This is a genomic window from Allobosea sp. 01N443, assembly GCF_056399325.1.
Window position 1 is genome coordinate 1 of sequence record NZ_JBFTRC010000221.1, and the last position, 16078, is coordinate 16078.

16 protein-coding genes and 2 pseudogenes are annotated in these 16078 nt (G+C 64.8%); 4 read left to right on the forward strand and 14 right to left on the reverse strand.

The genetic code is table 11. The features are described 5' to 3' along the window. Positions 1-783 (forward strand): Bug family tripartite tricarboxylate transporter substrate binding protein (locus AC1DRP_RS31945; RefSeq protein ID WP_476770596.1); only part of this gene is annotated, 783 nt, incomplete at its 5' end. A gap of 23 nt (positions 784-806) precedes the next feature. Here the strand turns inward: AC1DRP_RS31945 and AC1DRP_RS31950 are convergent. Further along, on the reverse strand, positions 807-1364 hold the full coding sequence (locus AC1DRP_RS31950; RefSeq protein ID WP_476770597.1) for a regulatory protein RecX: 558 nt from the start codon (positions 1362-1364) through the stop codon (positions 807-809). Position 1365: 1 nt separating this feature from the next. Then, on the reverse strand, positions 1366-1785 hold the full coding sequence (gene arfB, locus AC1DRP_RS31955) for an alternative ribosome rescue aminoacyl-tRNA hydrolase ArfB (RefSeq protein ID WP_043234302.1): 420 nt from the start codon (positions 1783-1785) through the stop codon (positions 1366-1368). A 37-nt stretch (positions 1786-1822) separates the two neighbouring features. On the opposite strand from arfB, the gene mazG reads away from it, so the two are divergent. After that, positions 1823-2668 (forward strand): nucleoside triphosphate pyrophosphohydrolase, encoded by an 846-nt coding sequence (mazG, locus tag AC1DRP_RS31960; protein ID WP_476770598.1) that lies wholly within the window; start codon positions 1823-1825, stop codon positions 2666-2668. Between the two features lie 97 nt (positions 2669-2765). On the opposite strand, the gene hflX is transcribed toward mazG, so the two are convergent. The 7 genes and pseudogenes from hflX to dusB all read right to left on the reverse strand — a co-directional run bounded on the left by hflX (position 2766) and on the right by dusB (position 11770). Further along, positions 2766-4151, reverse strand: coding sequence for a GTPase HflX (gene hflX / locus AC1DRP_RS31965; RefSeq protein WP_476770599.1), 1386 nt, complete (start codon positions 4149-4151; stop codon positions 2766-2768). A gap of 4 nt (positions 4152-4155) precedes the next feature. After that, the gene (gene hfq, locus AC1DRP_RS31970; RefSeq protein ID WP_069880868.1) at positions 4156-4404 is read right to left on the reverse strand and encodes an RNA chaperone Hfq; all 249 of its coding nucleotides are present in this window, start codon (positions 4402-4404) and stop codon (positions 4156-4158) included. 212 nt (positions 4405-4616) lie between these two features. Beyond that, positions 4617-5984, reverse strand: a complete 1368-nt coding sequence (gene ntrX / locus AC1DRP_RS31975; protein WP_441491628.1) for a nitrogen assimilation response regulator NtrX — start codon at positions 5982-5984, stop codon at positions 4617-4619. Next, positions 5981-7988: pseudogene (locus AC1DRP_RS31980) on the reverse strand (sensor histidine kinase). The gene ntrX and the pseudogene AC1DRP_RS31980 overlap by 4 nt, the downstream one beginning before the upstream one ends. 130 nt (positions 7989-8118) lie before the next feature. After that, positions 8119-9570 carry a nitrogen regulation protein NR(I) gene (gene ntrC, locus AC1DRP_RS31985; RefSeq protein ID WP_476770600.1) on the reverse strand — a complete coding sequence of 484 codons (1452 nt, stop codon included), beginning with the start codon at positions 9568-9570 and terminating at the stop codon, positions 8119-8121. Positions 9571-9588: 18 nt separating this feature from the next. Next, complete coding sequence (locus AC1DRP_RS31990) at positions 9589-10674, reverse strand: two-component system sensor histidine kinase NtrB (protein WP_069882745.1); 1086 nt, start codon at positions 10672-10674, stop codon at positions 9589-9591. Positions 10675-10747: 73 nt separating this feature from the next. Next, positions 10748-11770 (reverse strand): tRNA dihydrouridine synthase DusB, encoded by a 1023-nt coding sequence (dusB, locus tag AC1DRP_RS31995; protein ID WP_476770601.1) that lies wholly within the window; start codon positions 11768-11770, stop codon positions 10748-10750. Positions 11771-11933: 163 nt separating this feature from the next. Here dusB and AC1DRP_RS32000 point away from each other — a divergent pair, with 163 nt between their 5' ends. Next, positions 11934-13139: a bifunctional 2-C-methyl-D-erythritol 4-phosphate cytidylyltransferase/2-C-methyl-D-erythritol 2,4-cyclodiphosphate synthase gene (locus AC1DRP_RS32000; RefSeq protein WP_476770602.1), complete on the forward strand. Its 1206-nt coding sequence runs from the start codon at positions 11934-11936 to the stop codon at positions 13137-13139. A gap of 11 nt (positions 13140-13150) precedes the next feature. Beyond that, positions 13151-13648 carry a CinA family protein gene (locus AC1DRP_RS32005; RefSeq protein ID WP_441491633.1) on the forward strand — a complete coding sequence of 166 codons (498 nt, stop codon included), beginning with the start codon at positions 13151-13153 and terminating at the stop codon, positions 13646-13648. On the opposite strand, the gene AC1DRP_RS32010 is transcribed toward AC1DRP_RS32005, so the two are convergent. The 5 genes and pseudogenes from AC1DRP_RS32010 to AC1DRP_RS32030 form a co-directional block, all read right to left on the reverse strand. Further along, positions 13620-14108, reverse strand: coding sequence for a type II toxin-antitoxin system RatA family toxin (locus AC1DRP_RS32010; RefSeq protein WP_441491634.1), 489 nt, complete (start codon positions 14106-14108; stop codon positions 13620-13622). The genes AC1DRP_RS32005 and AC1DRP_RS32010 overlap by 29 nt on opposite strands. Before the next feature lie 14 nt (positions 14109-14122). Next, positions 14123-15127: a lipoyl synthase gene (gene lipA / locus AC1DRP_RS32015; RefSeq protein ID WP_441491635.1), complete on the reverse strand. Its 1005-nt coding sequence runs from the start codon at positions 15125-15127 to the stop codon at positions 14123-14125. A gap of 91 nt (positions 15128-15218) precedes the next feature. Next, positions 15219-15503, reverse strand: coding sequence for a GlsB/YeaQ/YmgE family stress response membrane protein (locus tag AC1DRP_RS32020; protein ID WP_069880860.1), 285 nt, complete (start codon positions 15501-15503; stop codon positions 15219-15221). Between the two features lie 71 nt (positions 15504-15574). Continuing rightward, positions 15575-15919: a GlsB/YeaQ/YmgE family stress response membrane protein gene (locus AC1DRP_RS32025; protein WP_441491636.1), complete on the reverse strand. Its 345-nt coding sequence runs from the start codon at positions 15917-15919 to the stop codon at positions 15575-15577. 47 nt (positions 15920-15966) lie between these two features. Then, positions 15967-16078: pseudogene (locus tag AC1DRP_RS32030) on the reverse strand (GlsB/YeaQ/YmgE family stress response membrane protein); the annotation flags it as partial.

Sequence of the window (16078 nt, forward strand, 5' to 3'; positions counted from 1 at the left end):
ATCGACAATCGTGGTGGCGCCGGCGGCACCGTGGGCGCTTCGGCAGCGGCGCGGATGGCTCCGGATGGCTACACCTTCTTCGTTGGGGCCGCGCATCATGCGATTGCGCCTGCGCTCTATCCGAAGCTCGACTACAATATCCAGACCGATTTTGTTCCGGTTGGGGTCATCGCCCAGCCGCCCCAGGTCGTCGTCGTCCATCCGGGCAAGGTCCAGGCCAAGACGCTGGCCGAGCTGATCGACTACGCCAGGAAAAATCCGGACAAACTCAACTACGCATCAGCCGGAAACGGCACGACGCACCATCTTGCAGGTGAACTCTTCAAGCTCGTCACCAAGACCAACCTGACCCATGTTCCCTACCGCGGCGCCGGACCCGCGATGCAGGATCTGGTCGCTGGCCAGGTCGATGTGATGTTCGATGGGCTTGGCTCCTCGGCCGCACAGGTGCAAAGCGGTGCGCTGCGTGCCCTGGCGGTCGCCGCCCCGGCGCGCTCGGATGCCATTCCGGACGTGCCGACCGCCAAGCAGGCCGGCCTTGACGGCTACGAGGTCGCGACCTGGTACGCCATCTGGGCGCCGAAGAACACGCCGGACGACATCGTGACGCGCATGCGCGGCGAGATCGAGAAGGCGCTGAAGGCTCCGATGATCACCGAAGCCTGGAAGAAGAACGGCTCCACGATTCCTGCGATCTACGGAGCCGATTTCGGCAAGTTCGTCACAGCGGAAGTGGCTCGCTGGGGCAAGGTGGTCGAAGACGCCAAGATCAAGCTCGACTGAAGCGCCCTTCCCGGAAATGGCGTTCAGCCTTCGTCGCCCGCGCCGTCGATCACGGCGCGGGCGATTGTCATCGTAAAGCCAGCCCGGGCGAGCGCCGCGAGATCCTTCTGGCGGTTCTCGGCACGGTCCCTGCGGCTCCAGGGCCCAAGCCGCTTGCGTCGGGCGGCGATCCGCGCCGCAGCCAGTTCCTCATCCTCGGTGGCGCGGCTCACCTCCGCGACCAGCTCGCGTCCGACGCCCTTGGCCGCAAGTCGCGCGGCAACGGCGCGGGCGGACTGCCCCTTTCGGCGCAATGTTGCCGCCCGTCCTTCCGCAAAGCGCTTGTCATCGACCAGCCCTGCCGCAACGCAGCGCGCCACCGTTTCATCGATAAGTGCGGCGAAGGATCGGGGTTCGTCGCCATGGTGACGGCAACTCATCATCACCTTGCGTTGAAGGACGCGCTGCAACTGCCCGGCAGGGGCCGAGTAGCGCTCAAGATAATGCATCGCCGCTCGCTGCAGATAATCGGCGCTGATCCGCCGTGGCGGTTTGCGCGGACCGGCGCTGTGCGGGGCGCCGGCCCCATTGGCACTGCTCATTCTAGTCCAGACCAGGTTTCGATCGTGCCGACTTGATTGATGAGCGCCGGTCCTTGCTTTGCAGGCGGCGCTCCTTCGATGCCTTTGTCGGCTTGGTCGGCCGGCGTGTTTCGGGGCGGACCGCGGCCTCGCGGATCATGTCCAGCAGGCGCTCCAACGCCTCCTCGCGATTGCGCTTCTGGCTCCTCTGCGCCTGGGCGACGATGACGATGACGCCGTCCTGCGTCAGCCTGCTGCCCGCGATCTTCATCAGCCGGATCGCCACATCATTCGGCAGGGACGGAGATCGGCGCGCATCGAACTTCAACTGGACTGCACTCGATACCTTGTTGACGTGCTGTCCTCCTGGCCCGGAGGAGCGCACGAAACTCTCCTCGAGCTCGCTCTCGTCGAGGGTAATGGACGGGGTGACTTGAATCATGGGAGGACGGTAGCTCAACCTCCGGAGAATTGCAGCGTTGAAGCCCTCTCGCGATATTGCCCGGCTGATCCAAATCATGGTGGCGCTAAGGACGCCCGGCACCGGCTGCCCCTGGGATCTGGAGCAGGACTTTGCTTCRATCGCCCCTTATACGGTCGAGGAGGCCTATGAGGTCGCCGACGCGATCGCGCGCGGCGACAAGATCGATCTCAAGGACGAACTCGGGGATCTGCTGCTGCAGGTGGTCTTCCATTCGCGCATGGCCGAGGAAGAGGGCTCCTTCTCCTTTCCCGATGTGGTCGAGGCGATCACCAGCAAGCTGATCCGCCGCCACCCGCATGTCTTCGGCGATGTGCGAGACCTCTCGCCGGCCGAGGTCAAGGCGCTCTGGCACCGAATCAAGGCGCAGGAGAAGGCCGCCAAGGCCGCAGCCCACCGCGCTTCCGGGCTGCCCGAGGCCAGCGAGGACAGGGGTGTTCTCGCCGGCGTTCCCCATACATTRCCCGCTCTCACCCGCGCCTGGAAGCTCCAGGCCAAGGCCTCGACCGTCGGATTCGACTGGAACGATGCCAGGCTCGTTCTGGACAAGATCCGCGAGGAAACGGCGGAGATCGAGGAGGCCCTTGCCGGCGGCAGCAAGGAGGCCATCCGGGAGGAGATCGGAGACCTGCTCTTCGTCGTTGCCAATCTGGCGCGTCATGTCGATGCCGACCCCGAAGGGTGCCTCAACGCGGCCAACATCAAGTTCGAACGCCGGTTCCGGGGGATCGAAGACGCCCTTGCCGCCGAGGGCCGGGATGCGAAGGATGCGACGCTCGACGAGCTGGAAGCGCTCTGGCAGGCGGTAAAGCGGATGGAAAAGGCGAAGGCCGGCGCTGGCTAGAGCGTCGGCCCGAAAGGTGGATTGCGGTTTTCGGCAAGGCCGATGCAAATACGGAAGGTCAGATCACCAGACCCGATGTGATATCCGGTCCGGTGGTCTAACCTTGGCGTTCTGCCTGGGGAAAACGCGCCCCAAACGCCCCTTCCCGCTCTGGCGGGAGCCGCACGGTCAAGGCGAGAGCGCCGTCCTCCGCATCCTCGCGGCTGAGGACCTCGCCATTGCTGTGCAGCCAGGCAAGCGACTTGCCGTCGCCGGGCTCGAGCGTGAGCCGGTAGACCGGCCGGCTGCGCGCGATGCGGGTTTCGATCGCGTCGGTCAGGCGGTCAACGCCTTCGCCCGTCAAAGCTGAAACCAGGACGGGGCGTGACGCAACCGGCCTGAGCTCTGCCAGCGCAAGCTGCCGGTCGTGCTCGTCTCCGACAAGCAGGTCGGCCTTGTTCCAGACCTCGACGACCCGCTGTCCATCATCGGGATCGATGCCGAGGTCCCTCAGGATGGCCTGCACATCGGCAGCCTGGGCCTGCGTATCGTCATGAGCGAGGTCGCGCACATGCAGCAGCACATCGGCTTCGATCGCATCCTCAAGCGTGGCCCGGAAGGCCGCGATGAGCTGGGTCGGCAGGTCCGAGATGAAGCCGACGGTGTCAGAGAGCATGATGMGGGCACCATGCGGCAGCTTGATTGCGCGCGCGGTCGGGTCGAGCGTCGCAAACAGCATGTCCTGGGCCAGGACGTCGGCCGAGGTCAGTCGATTGAACAGCGTCGACTTTCCAGCGTTGGTGTAGCCAACCAGCGCAACAACCGGGTAAGGCACGCGTTTCCGGCTGGCACGATGCAGTGAGCGAGTACGTTTCACTGTATCGAGATCGCGCTCGATCTTGGTCATCCGCTCCTGGATGACGCGCCGGTCGGCCTCGATCTGCGTCTCGCCGGGACCACCAAGGAAGCCGAAGCCGCCACGCTGGCGTTCCAGGTGGGTCCAGGACCGCACCAGGCGGCTCTTCTGGTAATTGAGGTGGGCGAGTTCGACCTGCAGCGCGCCCTCCTTGGTGCGGGCGCGCCGTCCGAAGATCTCAAGGATCAGGCCGGTTCGGTCGATGACCTTGCAGCCCCAGGCCTTTTCAAGATTGCGCTGTTGCACCGGCGACAGCGCGCAATCCATCACGACGAGGCCGATCTCCTCGTTGGTGATGCGCTCGGCGATCTCTTCGACCTTGCCCTTGCCCAGATAAGTCGCCGGTCTCAGCGCCGTCAGCAGCGCAGAGATGGGCTCCACCACGAAAAGATCGATCGCAGCCGCAAGTCCCACCGCCTCGTCCAGCCGCGCGGCGAAGGAGCGTTGATTTGCATCCGCCGCCGCGCCGCGGCGCTGCAGGTAAGGGCCGATGACGAAGGCACGGGTATTGGCCGCGATGTCGCGCTCGATCTCGTCGAGTGGCTTCACCCCGGCCGGTACGTCGTCCGTGCCCGAGCGCCCTGCCACGGCCTCAGGCCTTGTCCGTTTCCTCAGGCTCGAAGAGCTGAACCGGATGGCCGGGCATAATCGTCGAGATGGCATGCTTGTAGACGAGCTGCGAATGTCCGTCGCGACGGAGCAGCACGCAGAAATTGTCGAACCAGGTGACGACGCCCTGCAGCTTCACGCCGTTGACGAGGAAAATCGTCAGCGGAATTTTCTGCTTGCGGACGTGGTTGAGGAAGGTGTCCTGAAGGTTTTGAGCCCGCTCTGCGGCCATGTTCAGCCCCTGTTGTTGGGATCGCGCTTCGGGTTGCGTTGGCGATCCAATTCGTTCCGTTCAGCGTCCGGCCGAGCGCCGGGGCATTTCGGAACACCGATAGGTCATTAGACCGCGTGCATATGCTGCAATGCAAGTGGTTCGACAGGCGTGCGCAGCAGAAAGTCCTGCGTTCGACGCAGGCGCACATGCAGATCGCGCCTGCCTCTCCGTCAGCCGACCCCGAGCGACTTCAGCTTGCGGTGCAGGGCTGAGCGCTCCATGCCGATAAATTCGGCCGTGCGTGAGATATTTCCGGAGAAGCGAGCGATCTGTGCGATCAGATACTCGCGCTCGAAAATCTCGCGCGCATCGCGCAGTGGCAGGCTCATCAAGCGTTCGCCGCCAGACCCCGACGGCGTCGTCGGCACCATGGCGCCCACCTCGGCGGGCAGCATCTCGATGGTGATGTCGGCGCTCGGATCCCCCTTGGTCAGAATCATCAGCCGTTCGACATTGTTGCGCAGTTCGCGGACGTTACCAGGCCATTCATGCGACTGCAGAACCGCCATCGCGTCGCCGCCGATTCTGCGCTTCGGCAGGCCGGTCGCGACCGAGATCTGGTCCATGAAGAACTCGATCAGTTCTGGCACGTCCTCGCGCCGCTCGGAGAGTGACGGCACGCGCACCGGCACCACGCTCAGCCGATGATAGAGATCCTCGCGGAAGCGCCCGTCGGCGATCAACTGGGCGAGATCGCGGCTGGTCGATGAAATGATGCGGACGTCGACATGGACGCGCGTCGCGCCGCCGACGCGCTGAAAATTCTGATCGACGAGAACGCGCAGGATACGGTTCTGCGTCTCTCGCGGCATGTCGCCGATTTCGTCGATATAGAGCGAACCGCCATGAGCTTCCTCGAGCGCCCCGACCCGGCGGGAGCGGCCCTCCCCGCCCTCGACGCCAAAGAGCTCCTCCTCCATCGTTTCCGGCGTGATCGTCGCTGCGTTGATGACGATGAAGGGGCCGGTCGACCGGCTGGAGGCCTCGTGCAGGGTCCGGGCGGCCAGCTCCTTGCCGCATCCGGGCTCGCCGGTGATCAACACGCGCGCATTGGTGGGCGCGACGCGGTCGATGGTCTGGCGCAACTGGTTGACGACGGTCGACTTGCCGACGATCCGGCTTGCCTGCACCGAGCGCGTCTTCAGTTCGCGCACTTCGCGCCGCAGTCGCGACGCTTCGAGCGCGCGCTCGGCGACCAGGATCAGCCGGTCGGCCTTGAACGGCTTCTCGATGAAGTCATAGGCACCGCTCTTGATGGCGGACACCGCGGTTTCGATGTTGCCGTGACCGGAGATCATCACCACCGCAAGGTCCGGATGACTCTCCTTGATCAGGTCGAGCACCTGCAAGCCGTCGAGCCGGCTGCCCTGCAGCCAGATGTCGAGAAAGACCAGGTTCGGCCGGCGGGCCGCGATCGCCGCCAGAGCCTCGTCCGCCGATCCCGCCTTGCGCGTGCGGTAGCCCTCGTCCTCGAGCAGGCCGGAAACCAGTTCCCGGATGTCGACTTCGTCGTCTACGACCAGAATGTCAGCGCTCATTCCTGAGTTCCGTTCTGCTTGTTCATGGCGATATCGGCGGGCTTGCCACCGGCTTCGGCATCATCGGGTTGCTGCTCCGGCCCGGCTTCGGGGAACCAGAGCCTGACGCGCGCGCCGCGTCCGCCTTCATGGACGTCCGGTCGGTCGAGCAGTTCGATGCCCCCGCCATGGTCCTCGAGGATCTTGCCGACGATCGCGAGACCGAGCCCGGTGCCGCCCTCGCGTGTCGTCATATAGGGTTCTAGCAGCTTCTGGCGCTGATCGATGGGCAGGCCTTTGCCGTTATCGATGACGTCGACGATGATCAAGCCATCGTCGCGACGCTGGAAAGAGACATCGATCCTGCCGGGGCCGCGTTGGTCCATCGGCAAGGCTTCGATCGCTTCGGTGGCGTTCTTGATGACATTCGTGAGCGCCTGGGACATCAGCCGGCGGTCGAACTGCGCCAGAACAGGCTCCGCCGGCAGATCCTCCGACAGCGTCAGCTCCGGATTGCCGACACGCATCAGGAAGACGATCTGGCGCACCGTCTCGACGATGTCCTCACGCTCCAACGAGGGCTTCGGCATGCGCGCAAAGGAGGAGAACTCGTCGACCATGCGCCGGATATCCTCGACCTGGCGCACGATCGTCGCCGTGCATTGCTCGAAGATCTCCTTGTCGTCGACGATCACGCGCCCGAACTTGCGCCGGATGCGCTCGGCCGAGAGCTGGATTGGTGTCAGCGGATTCTTGATTTCATGGGCAATGCGCCGTGCGACGTCGGCCCAAGCCGCCGTGCGCTGCGCCGAGACCAGATCGGTTATGTCATCCAGCGTCACGACAAGACCTGCGCCAGCTCCCTCGCCTTCACGCACGGCGCGGACATTGACCATGCGGTCATGGCCGGCACGCGTGATCGCAATCTGACCGGAGCTTTGTCTCTGCCGATTATGCAGCGCTTCGGCAACGAATCCTGCGATTTCGGGGGCGACCTGACCGATCGGCTCGCCCAGCAAGCGGCCGCCAGCGCCAAGCAGTATCTCCGCCGAGCGGTTCATGATGGTGATGTGGCCGTCGGCATCGAGGCCGAGCACGCCGGAGGATACACCCGACAGGACCGTTTCGGTGAAGCGCCGTCGTCGATCGATAACTTCGCTGGCCGTGACCAGCCCGTCGCGCTGCCGGCGCAGCTCCGCCGTCATCTTGTTGAAGGTTTCACCGAGATGGGCAAGGTCGCCCTCCGATCGTCGTATCGGGACCTGGACATAGAAATTGCCGCTGGAGACCTGGTCGGTCGCGTGGATCATGCGTCGGATCGGCGCCACGAGCCCGTTGGCGAAACTGAGTCCGATCCAGATCGCCGAAAGCAGCAGGATGACGGCGATCAGGGCATACATCGAGGCAAAGGCGATCTGCACGCCCTTCCGGCGTGCATCGATCGAGAGATACTCGACGGCGGCGCCACGGGCGACGGCCGGAAACTCGACGGCGAGCGGGTTCACCTCACGGGCGACATAGAGGAAAGCGTTGTCGTAGGTCGGCAGCTTGACCAGCGCGCCGAAGATGCGCCCGGTCGAGGGCAGCACGCAGATCGGCTCCCGATTTGAAGATGGCATCGCGCATCCGATCCGAGAACCAGGGCTCGAGGCCGCGTTCGATGGTAACGGTCGCGATCACCGCCACGAGCACCGCCGGCAAGGCGGCAATGATGCTGAACAGGCCGACGATGCGGACATGCAACCCGGCRGCCGCAGCCCCGGCACGCCTTGCCCGGATCAGCACCGCCGTCTCGAATGCGACGATGATCAGCAGCAGCAGGATCAGGAAGCCGTTGAGCACGAAGACGCCGATGACGACCTCGTGCACCGGCACGATGGGAGTCGCGCCGGACAGGACGAGGAACGTCACCAGTGCCGAGACGAGCGCGAACACGACGACGAGGGCCCCGAGCCAGCCCGAGACGCGTCGCGGCGTATCCTCGCCACGCGGCGTGATCCTGATATCGCTGATGGAGGCGGTCACTCTGTCTCAACAACTCCGCGAAAGCCGGACGCAAGGGTGCCCGGCTCGGCGCACTGATGCGCCGCCGCAACGGTGTTGTCAAAATATGACATATGAAAGGCAGGAAACCGCTGCCCCGCCTTACAAAGGCTCAGCGTGGCGAGCGGACCACCTGCATGTCGAGTTCCCGAATCTTCTTGCGCAGGGTGTTGCGATTGAGCCCGAGCAGCTCGGCTGCGCGGATCTGGTTGCCGCGGGTTGCGGCAAGCGCAGCGGCGATCAATGGCGGTTCGACCTCGCGCAAGATACGGTGATAGAGGCCGGGTGGCGGGATATTGTCGCCGAACCCGCCGAAATACTGACCGAGATGACGCTCGACCGAACCGGACAAGGTCTCCGCCCGCTCCGGCCCCGAGCTATGGGCGAAGCTCGAGGTTGCGGAGGCCGGCTGCAGTTCGGCCTCGACGATCGGTGCGGTGATCGTCTCCTGTGGATAGAGGGCAGCGAGGCGCCGGACGAGATTTTCCAGTTCGCGGACATTGCCCGGCCAGCGATAGCGCCGCATCACGTCCATCGCTTCCGAATCGATCTGCTTGCGCGGCAACCCTTCCTTCTCGACCAGCGAGAAGAAGTGCCGAACGAGATCCGGAATGTCTTCGACCCGCTCGCGCAGCGGCGGCAGCCTGATCGGCACGACGTTGAGCCGGAAGAACAGATCCTCGCGGAACAGTCCCTGCGCGATCGAGATACGCAAATCCTTGTTGGTCGCCGCCACGATCCGGACATTCGTCCTGATCGGCGTGCGTCCACCGACCGTCGTGTATTCGCCCTGCTGCAGCACTCGCAGGAGCCGCGTCTGGGCCTCCATCGGCATGTCGCCGATTTCGTCGAGGAAGAGCGTGCCGCCCTCGGCTTGCTCGAAGCGGCCGGAAGAGCGGGTGAGTGCGCCGGTGAAGGCGCCCTTCTCATGGCCGAACAGTTCGGATTCGATCAGGTCCTTCGGAATGGCGGCCATGTTGATGGCGACGAAGGGACCGTTGCGGCGCTTGCCGTAATCGTGGAGCGCGCGGGCAACCAACTCCTTGCCTGTGCCGGACTCGCCGTTGATCATCACGGTGAGATCGATCGGCATCAGCCTCGCGAGCGCCCGGTAGACGTCCTGCATGGCGGGCGAACGGCCGATCAGCGGAATGTCATCGGGCTCGGCCGCGGCATTGGCACGTCCRCCATCGCCGCGCGGCCGCGAGAGGGCTCTCCCGACGATCGCGACGAGTTCCTTCAGATCGAAGGGCTTCGGCAGATATTCATAAGCGCCGCGCTCGGACGCCTTGATCGCGGTCATGAAGGTGTTCTGCGCGCTCATCAYGATGATCGGCAGGTCAGGTCTCACCCGCTTGATGCGCGGCAGCAGATCGAAGGCGTTCCCGTCGGGCATCACCACATCGGTGATGATGAGATCGCCCAGCCCTTGCGCTGCCCAGGTCCAGAGTGTCGCCGCCTGTCCTGTCGTCCGGACCTCGTACCCGGCCCGCGCGAGGGCCTGGTTGAGCACCGTGCGGATCGCGGCGTCGTCGTCGGCGATAAGAATGTTACCGGTGGGCATTCAATTATCCTGTGAACCTCAAGCGCTCCGTGTGGGACGCGCTTCATGCAGGGGCAGAAGAATCCGGAATGTCGTGCGCCGCGGCACAGACTCGCATTCGACGATTCCGCCGTGGTCGCCGATCACCTTCGCTACGAGTGCAAGTCCAAGGCCACTGCCCTGAGCCTTGGTGGTGACGAAGGGATCGAACAGATGCGGCAGCAGGTCGTGAGGCACGCCGGGGCCGTTGTCGCGGATGCCGATCTCCAGCGGTAGCGCGATCCGGCTTGCCGAGCCGGCATGCTGCATGCGGATGCCGGGGCGATAGGCCGTGGTCAGTGTGATCTCGCCATCAATCGCATGTTCACCAATGGCTTCCGCCGCATTCTTCATCAGGTTCAGTAGAACCTGGACCAGCTGATCGCGGTTGCCGGCGACCGGCGGCAGTGAAGGGTCGTAAACCTCGTTGAAGCGGATGTGCCTGGCAAAGCCCGATTGGGCCAGCCGTTTCACATGGTCCAGCACGTCATGGACATTGACCGGCCCGCGCTCACTCGGGCGTTCATCGCCAAACAGCTCGACACGCTCGACAAGCTTCACGATCCGGTCGGCCTCGTCGCAGATCAGCTGGGTCAGCATCCGATCGCTGTCAGGCACCGAGGCTTCAAGAAGCTGCGCCGCACCACGAATGCCGGAGAGCGGGTTCTTGATCTCGTGTGCGAGCATCGCGCCGAGCGCGGTGATGGAGCGGGCTGCTCCTCGATGCGTCAGCTGTCTGTCCATTTTTTCGGCAATTGTTCGTTCTTGCAGCATCAGCACGACGGCTTCGCTCTGATTGGGCAAGGGCGAGGCAAAAACATCGACGATGCGCTCGATGCCGATCCGGGGCGAGCCTAGATCCAGCCGGTACTCGGTGACGCTGGCGCCGCGCCGCTGCACATCCTCCACCAGGGACAGCACGGGGGAGCCAAAGGCGATCACATCGTCGAGACGCTGGCGCTTGAGCACGACCACGCTCGACTGGAAGAAGTCTTCAGCCGCCGTGTTGGCGTAAAGAATGCCGTGCCCTTCGCCGATGACGAGCACCGGCATGGGCAGGACATTCAGCGCCTGCATTTCCACCATATCGAGCAAGGTCAGATCCCGCTCATCGCCAACCTCGTCGGCAAACGCCATCGCCATACGCAATCGTCCTCGCTCAGGCTGCCTCGCGGCTGCATTCAGTGGAAAACAAGGCAGCCAGCGCGCGCAGGGCCTGATGAGGATCATCCGTGGTCAAGAGCGCGCGACGTTGTTCGGGGTCGGGGGCGCAGCCGGTTGCGACCGCCTCATCGGCATAGGCGGCCAGATGCTTACGGGCATGACGCACGCCCTGCTCGCGGCCGAGCAGGGCCAGCAGGCCCTCGTAGTGTTCCTGCGCGACCGCATGCTTCTGTGCTGCGCTCAACTCCGTCACCTGGCGTCCGGCGAGTGCGTCGCCCACCGCGCCGACAAGCCAGGGCCGCCCCAGAGCCGCGCGTCCGACCATGACGAAATTCGCGCCCGAGCGCTCAAGGCATGCCTCGGCATCGGCGACGCCATGAATGTCGCCATTGGCAACGAGCGGGAAATCACCGGTTTCGCGCACGGCCTGAATCGCGCGCCAGTCGGCGACACCCTTGTAGAATTGCTGCCGCGTGCGGCCATGGACCGTGATCATCGCGGCGCCGGCGGATATGGCGCGGTGCGCCAGCTCGGGCGCGTTGCGGGACGCGTCATCCCAGCCGAGCCGCATTTTCACCGTCACCGGAATGTTCACGGAACTGACCGCCGCCTCGACAAGCGAAAGCGCATGGTCGAGATCGCGCATCAGCGCCGAACCGGCCCAGCCGCCCGTCACGCGCTTGGCGGGGCAGCCCATATTGATGTCGACGATCTGCGCCCCGGTTGCTTCGGCCAGCCGGGCAGCCTCTCCGAGCCAGTGCGGATCGCAGCCGGCAAGCTGGACGACATGCGGGAAGACCCCTGCCCCCTCGGCGCGCAACCGGGCCTCTTCGMTGCCGCGCACGAATTCGTCGGATGCGACCATTTCTGAGACGACGAGCCCCGCACCGAATCGCGCAGCGATGCGACGCATCACGACGTCGGTGACGCCCGACATCGGCGCCAGAAAGGCTCGGGAGGCGATCGCAACCCCGGCAATGCCGGAGAGTTCGTCGCCCGATTTTGAGGCAATATCCATTGTGGCTATTTATTGGACATTGCTGCATCAGCGCAAGGGATTTCGAACCAATGCTGCAATGCAATATCGACGCAGCCCGGAACGGATGGTCGCAGCGCTTCGCGCCGCACTTGGCGATTGCATAACCGGCGACTATCAACCGGGCTCTAGCTGGAGCCTTGCCGTGTCGTCCGAAACAGTGACAAGTCTTCCGTCGGTGGCGGCCCTCGTCGTTGCGGCGGGGCGCGGCCTGCGTGCCGGCGGAGACTTGCCAAAGCAATATCGCCGTCTCGCCGGCCTGCCAGTCCTGCGGCGAACCCTGCTTCCATTGCTGGCTGAGCGGGCAATATCCCATGTCGTGGTCGTCATCGGGACCGGTGATGAGGCCTGCTATGCCGATGCTGTCGCAGGCTTCTCGTCCGGCAAGCTGCTCGGCCCGGTCACGGGGGGCGCGACCCGGCAGGACTCGGTGCGACTTGGCCTGCGGGCATTGGCAGCATCAGGATTCGAGGGAACCGTGCTGGTCCATGATGCAGCCAGACCGTTCGCGTCCCGAAACTTGATCGAGCGCGCAATCGAAGCCGCGCAGAGCGGTTCGGCTTCTATCCCTGCCCTGCCGGTCACCGACACGATCAAGCGTGTGGACGGCAAGGGACAGATCATCGAGACACCGCCGCGCGACCAGCTGGTCAGCGTGCAGACGCCCCAGGCCTTTGCCTTCCGCTCGTTGCTGGCAGCCCATGAGGCGGCAGCTGCCGCAGCTGTCACCGGTCTCACCGACGATGCCGCCCTGATCGAATGGGCGGGCCATGCGGTCACGACCTTCCCTGGAGAGGCCATGAACGTGAAGCTGACGCATCCCGAGGATTTTGTGCTGGCGGAAGAGAGGCTCCGCAGGCAGCTGACCACCCGGGTCGGTACCGGCTATGATGTCCACGCCTTCACCTATGGCGATCATGTCTGGCTCGGTGGTGTCCGCATTCCGCACTCGCGCGGTGTGCGAGCCCATTCCGACGGCGACGTTGCGTTGCACGCCTTGACCGATGCCATTCTCGGGGCGCTGGCGGATGGCGATATCGGCACGCATTTCCCGCCGAGCGATCCGCAATGGCGCGGGGCCTCATCCGACCGCTTTCTCGCATTTGCCGCCGAGCGCGTCAGCGGGCGCGGCGGCGTGATCGACCATCTCGATCTCAGCATCGTTTGCGAGGCACCGAAGGTCGGCCCCTATCGCGAGCAGATTCGGGCGCGGATCGCCGAAGTCACGGGTGTGCGGCTTGACCAGGTTGGGCTCAAGGCGACGACATCGGAACGCATGGGCTTTACCGGTCGCGGCGAAGGGCTGGCGGCCTTGGCAACAGCCACGCTGCGCCTGCCCAACGACGAGTAGGGGCAACCACCATGTTCGATTCCGAGATCACCGCACTGGCCATCGACGTTCTGACGATCTGCCGTGATCGTGGACTGAGCGTCGCGACGGTCGAGTCCTGCACAGGTGGGCTCGTCTCGGGCGCACTGACCGCAATCCCGGGCTCGTCGGACGTCGTCAATGGCGGGCTGGTGACCTATTCGAACGCCGCCAAGACTGCATTGGCAGGCGTGAGTGCGACGCTGATCGACAGCTACGGTGCGGTCAGCGAGCCGGTTGCCCGCGCCATGGCGGAGGGCGGCCGCGCGGTGCTCAAGGCCGATCTCTCCGTCGCGGTCACCGGCGTTGCCGGGCCGGGCGGAGGCAGCGCCGCCAAACCCGTCGGGCTCGTCCATTTCGGCTGCGCGTCAACCGCGTTGACCACGCATCGGGAAAAGCGCTTCGGCGATCAGGGGAGAGACGAAATCCGCCGCCTCTCGGTCATCGAGGCGCTCGAGATGCTCAAGCAGGCGGCGCTGAGCCATCGGTGACCGTGGTCCGGGCACGGCCATAGACCAGGTCGGCCCGCCTCTCGAAAGCCTCGGCGAACTTGCGAAAGGCCTTGTCGAACATCGTACCCATCAGCAGGCCGAGCATGCGGCTGGCGAACTCATAGGAGATGAAGAAGGCGATCTCGCAGCCTCCGTCCATCGCCTTGAAGCTCCAGCGGTTCTCGAGATGTCGGAACGGGCCGTCGACATACTCGACAAGGATCTTCAGGTTGGCAGGATCAAGCGTGACACGACTGGTGAAGGTCTCGCGGATCGCCTTGTAGCCGACCGTCATGTCGGCCATCAGCACCTCGCCGCCGCCTTCGCGCGGCGTCCGGCGTCGTACCACCAAGCCTTCGCAAAGCGGCAGGAACTGGGGGTATTTCTCGACATCCGCCACGAGCGCGAACATCCGCTCCGGCGAGTGCTTCACCCGGCGGGTGCTGTTGAACATCGGCATGAGATGCTACGCGCTCAACCGCCGAGCTTGGCTGCGCGGGCGTCCCTCAACCGCGCGAAATCCTCACCCGCGTGATGCGAGGACCGCGTCAGCGGCGTCGAGGACACCATCAGGAAGCCCTTCACATAGGCGATCGCCTCGAAACCCTTGAATTCGTCGGGCGTGACGAAGCGGATCACCGCGTGATGTTTGCGCGAGGGCGCGAGGTATTGGCCGATGGTCATGAAATCGACGTCGGCCGAGCGCAGGTCGTCCATCAGCTGAAGGATCTCGTTCCGCTCCTCGCCGAGACCGACCATGATGCCGGACTTGGTGAAGATGGTGGGGTCGAGTTCCTTCACACGCTGCAGCAGGCGCAGCGAATGGAAGTAGCGCGCGCCGGGGCGCACCTTCAGGTACTTGCCGGGCACCGTTTCGAGATTGTGGTTGAACACGTCCGGCTTGGCCGCGACCACCACTTCGAGCGCGCCGGGCTTGCGCAGGAAATCCGGCGTCAGGATTTCGATCGTCGTGCCGGGCGAAGCCTCGCGGATCGCGCGGATCACGCGGGCGAAATGCTCCGCACCACCGTCATCGAGATCATCGCGGTCGACCGAGGTGATGACGACATGCTCGAGGCCGAGCTTGGCCACGGCTTCGGCGACCTTGCGCGGCTCCTCCTGGTCGAGCGGCTGGGGCACGCCTGTCTTGACGTTGCAGAAGGCGCAGGCCCGCGTGCAGGTGTCACCCATGATCATGAAGGTGGCGTGCTTCTTTTCCCAGCACTCGCCGATATTCGGGCAGCCCGCTTCTTCGCAGACCGTGACGAGCTTGTTCTCCTTCACGATCTTCTGCGTTTCTGCCCATTTCGGTGAGCCGGGCGCCTTCACCCTGATCCAGTCCGGCTTGCGAAGGACGGGATTCTCCGGGCGCTTCTGCTTCTCGGGATGGCGCAACTCGGCCGCAGGTTTGGCATCCGCCTTGGGATTGCCGACATTGGGCCGCGGGTCGCGGTTCAGAAGATCGAGAACGAGAGCCATGTMGTTTCCAGTCACCCGGCGCCTGCAAGAGGCGCCAATTTGCTCTAGCTAATCTGCATCAGGCCCGGCGGCAACCTGACCGGAGGTCGCGTCAGGCTGCAGGTTTCCGCAACGCGTTCCAGATCACGATCACCACGCAGGCGCCCGCGATGGCCGCGACCAGGGTGCGAGGGAAGCCGTGGATCGGGATGTCGAGCAGCTCGGCCAGGCGGCTGCCGACGAAGGAGCCTGCCACGCCCACCAGCATGTTGGTGAAGAGGCCGTGATCGGACGACGTGATGCGCTCCGCGATCCAGCCGGCGAGCAGGCCGATCAGCAGTGTCGCGAAGAAGCCGTAGCCGGGCGTGCCGAGTGCGGCGTAGATGGGGCTATCCATGATCCGTCGTCCCTTTCGTCAGCCTGCAGGATGAATCCGTCGGACAGGCCAGGGACGGCCTGCACCGGTCGTCATGCGATGAACCTGGCCAGCAGCACCACGAGGATCGCGCCGAGCACCGCCATTGCCGCCTCGTCGAGAAAGGCGTGTCCGGTCCGCACCCGCCAGCCGGTGATCCGCACCAGCCCCTGCCCGACCAGCATGCCGAGCACTCCGACAACGGCGTGACGGATCAGCCCGCCACCGCCCACCACGAGGCTGGCGACGAAGCCCGTCACGGTCCCGAGCAGGATCGTCGGCGCGAGCGCCCGCCAATCCAATGGCAGGCCGCGACCAGGAGGCAGGACCTCGACCTTGTCATCGGGGATGACGCGGTCGTGACCACGGGATTTGCGCGTGCGCGGGCGTGTCGTCATCGCTGGGATATGCCCTCGCACAGCGCGAGTTTCCAGACCGGGAAATGTCAGGCGATCAGACGCGCCAGCAGCACCACGACGATGGCGCCGATCGTCGCCGTGATGATCTGCGAGACCAGCGGGTTGCCGATGCCGAGATTCACGCCAATCGCCGAGAGC

What these genes read in the sequence shown, in the direction of transcription:
- AC1DRP_RS31990 (WP_069882745.1), bottom strand. Translation starts at nt 10,674, where the DNA reads ATGGTGGAAATGCAGGCGCTGAATGTCCTGCCCATGCCGGTGCTCGTC.
- AC1DRP_RS32005 (WP_441491633.1), top strand. Translation starts at nt 13,151, where the DNA reads ATGTTCGATTCCGAGATCACCGCACTGGCCATCGACGTTCTGACGATC.
- AC1DRP_RS32010 (WP_441491634.1), bottom strand. Translation starts at nt 14,108, where the DNA reads ATGCCGATGTTCAACAGCACCCGCCGGGTGAAGCACTCGCCGGAGCGG.
- ntrX (WP_441491628.1), bottom strand. Translation starts at nt 5,984, where the DNA reads ATGAGCGCTGACATTCTGGTCGTAGACGACGAAGTCGACATCCGGGAA.
- AC1DRP_RS32020 (WP_069880860.1), bottom strand. Translation starts at nt 15,503, where the DNA reads ATGGATAGCCCCATCTACGCCGCACTCGGCACGCCCGGCTACGGCTTC.
- lipA (WP_441491635.1), bottom strand. Translation starts at nt 15,127, where the DNA reads ATGGCTCTCGTTCTCGATCTTCTGAACCGCGACCCGCGGCCCAATGTC.
- hfq (WP_069880868.1), bottom strand. Translation starts at nt 4,404, where the DNA reads ATGGCCGCAGAGCGGGCTCAAAACCTTCAGGACACCTTCCTCAACCAC.
- AC1DRP_RS32025 (WP_441491636.1), bottom strand. Translation starts at nt 15,919, where the DNA reads ATGACGACACGCCCGCGCACGCGCAAATCCCGTGGTCACGACCGCGTC.
- arfB (WP_043234302.1), bottom strand. Translation starts at nt 1,785, where the DNA reads ATGATTCAAGTCACCCCGTCCATTACCCTCGACGAGAGCGAGCTCGAG.
- AC1DRP_RS31950 (WP_476770597.1), bottom strand. Translation starts at nt 1,364, where the DNA reads ATGAGCAGTGCCAATGGGGCCGGCGCCCCGCACAGCGCCGGTCCGCGC.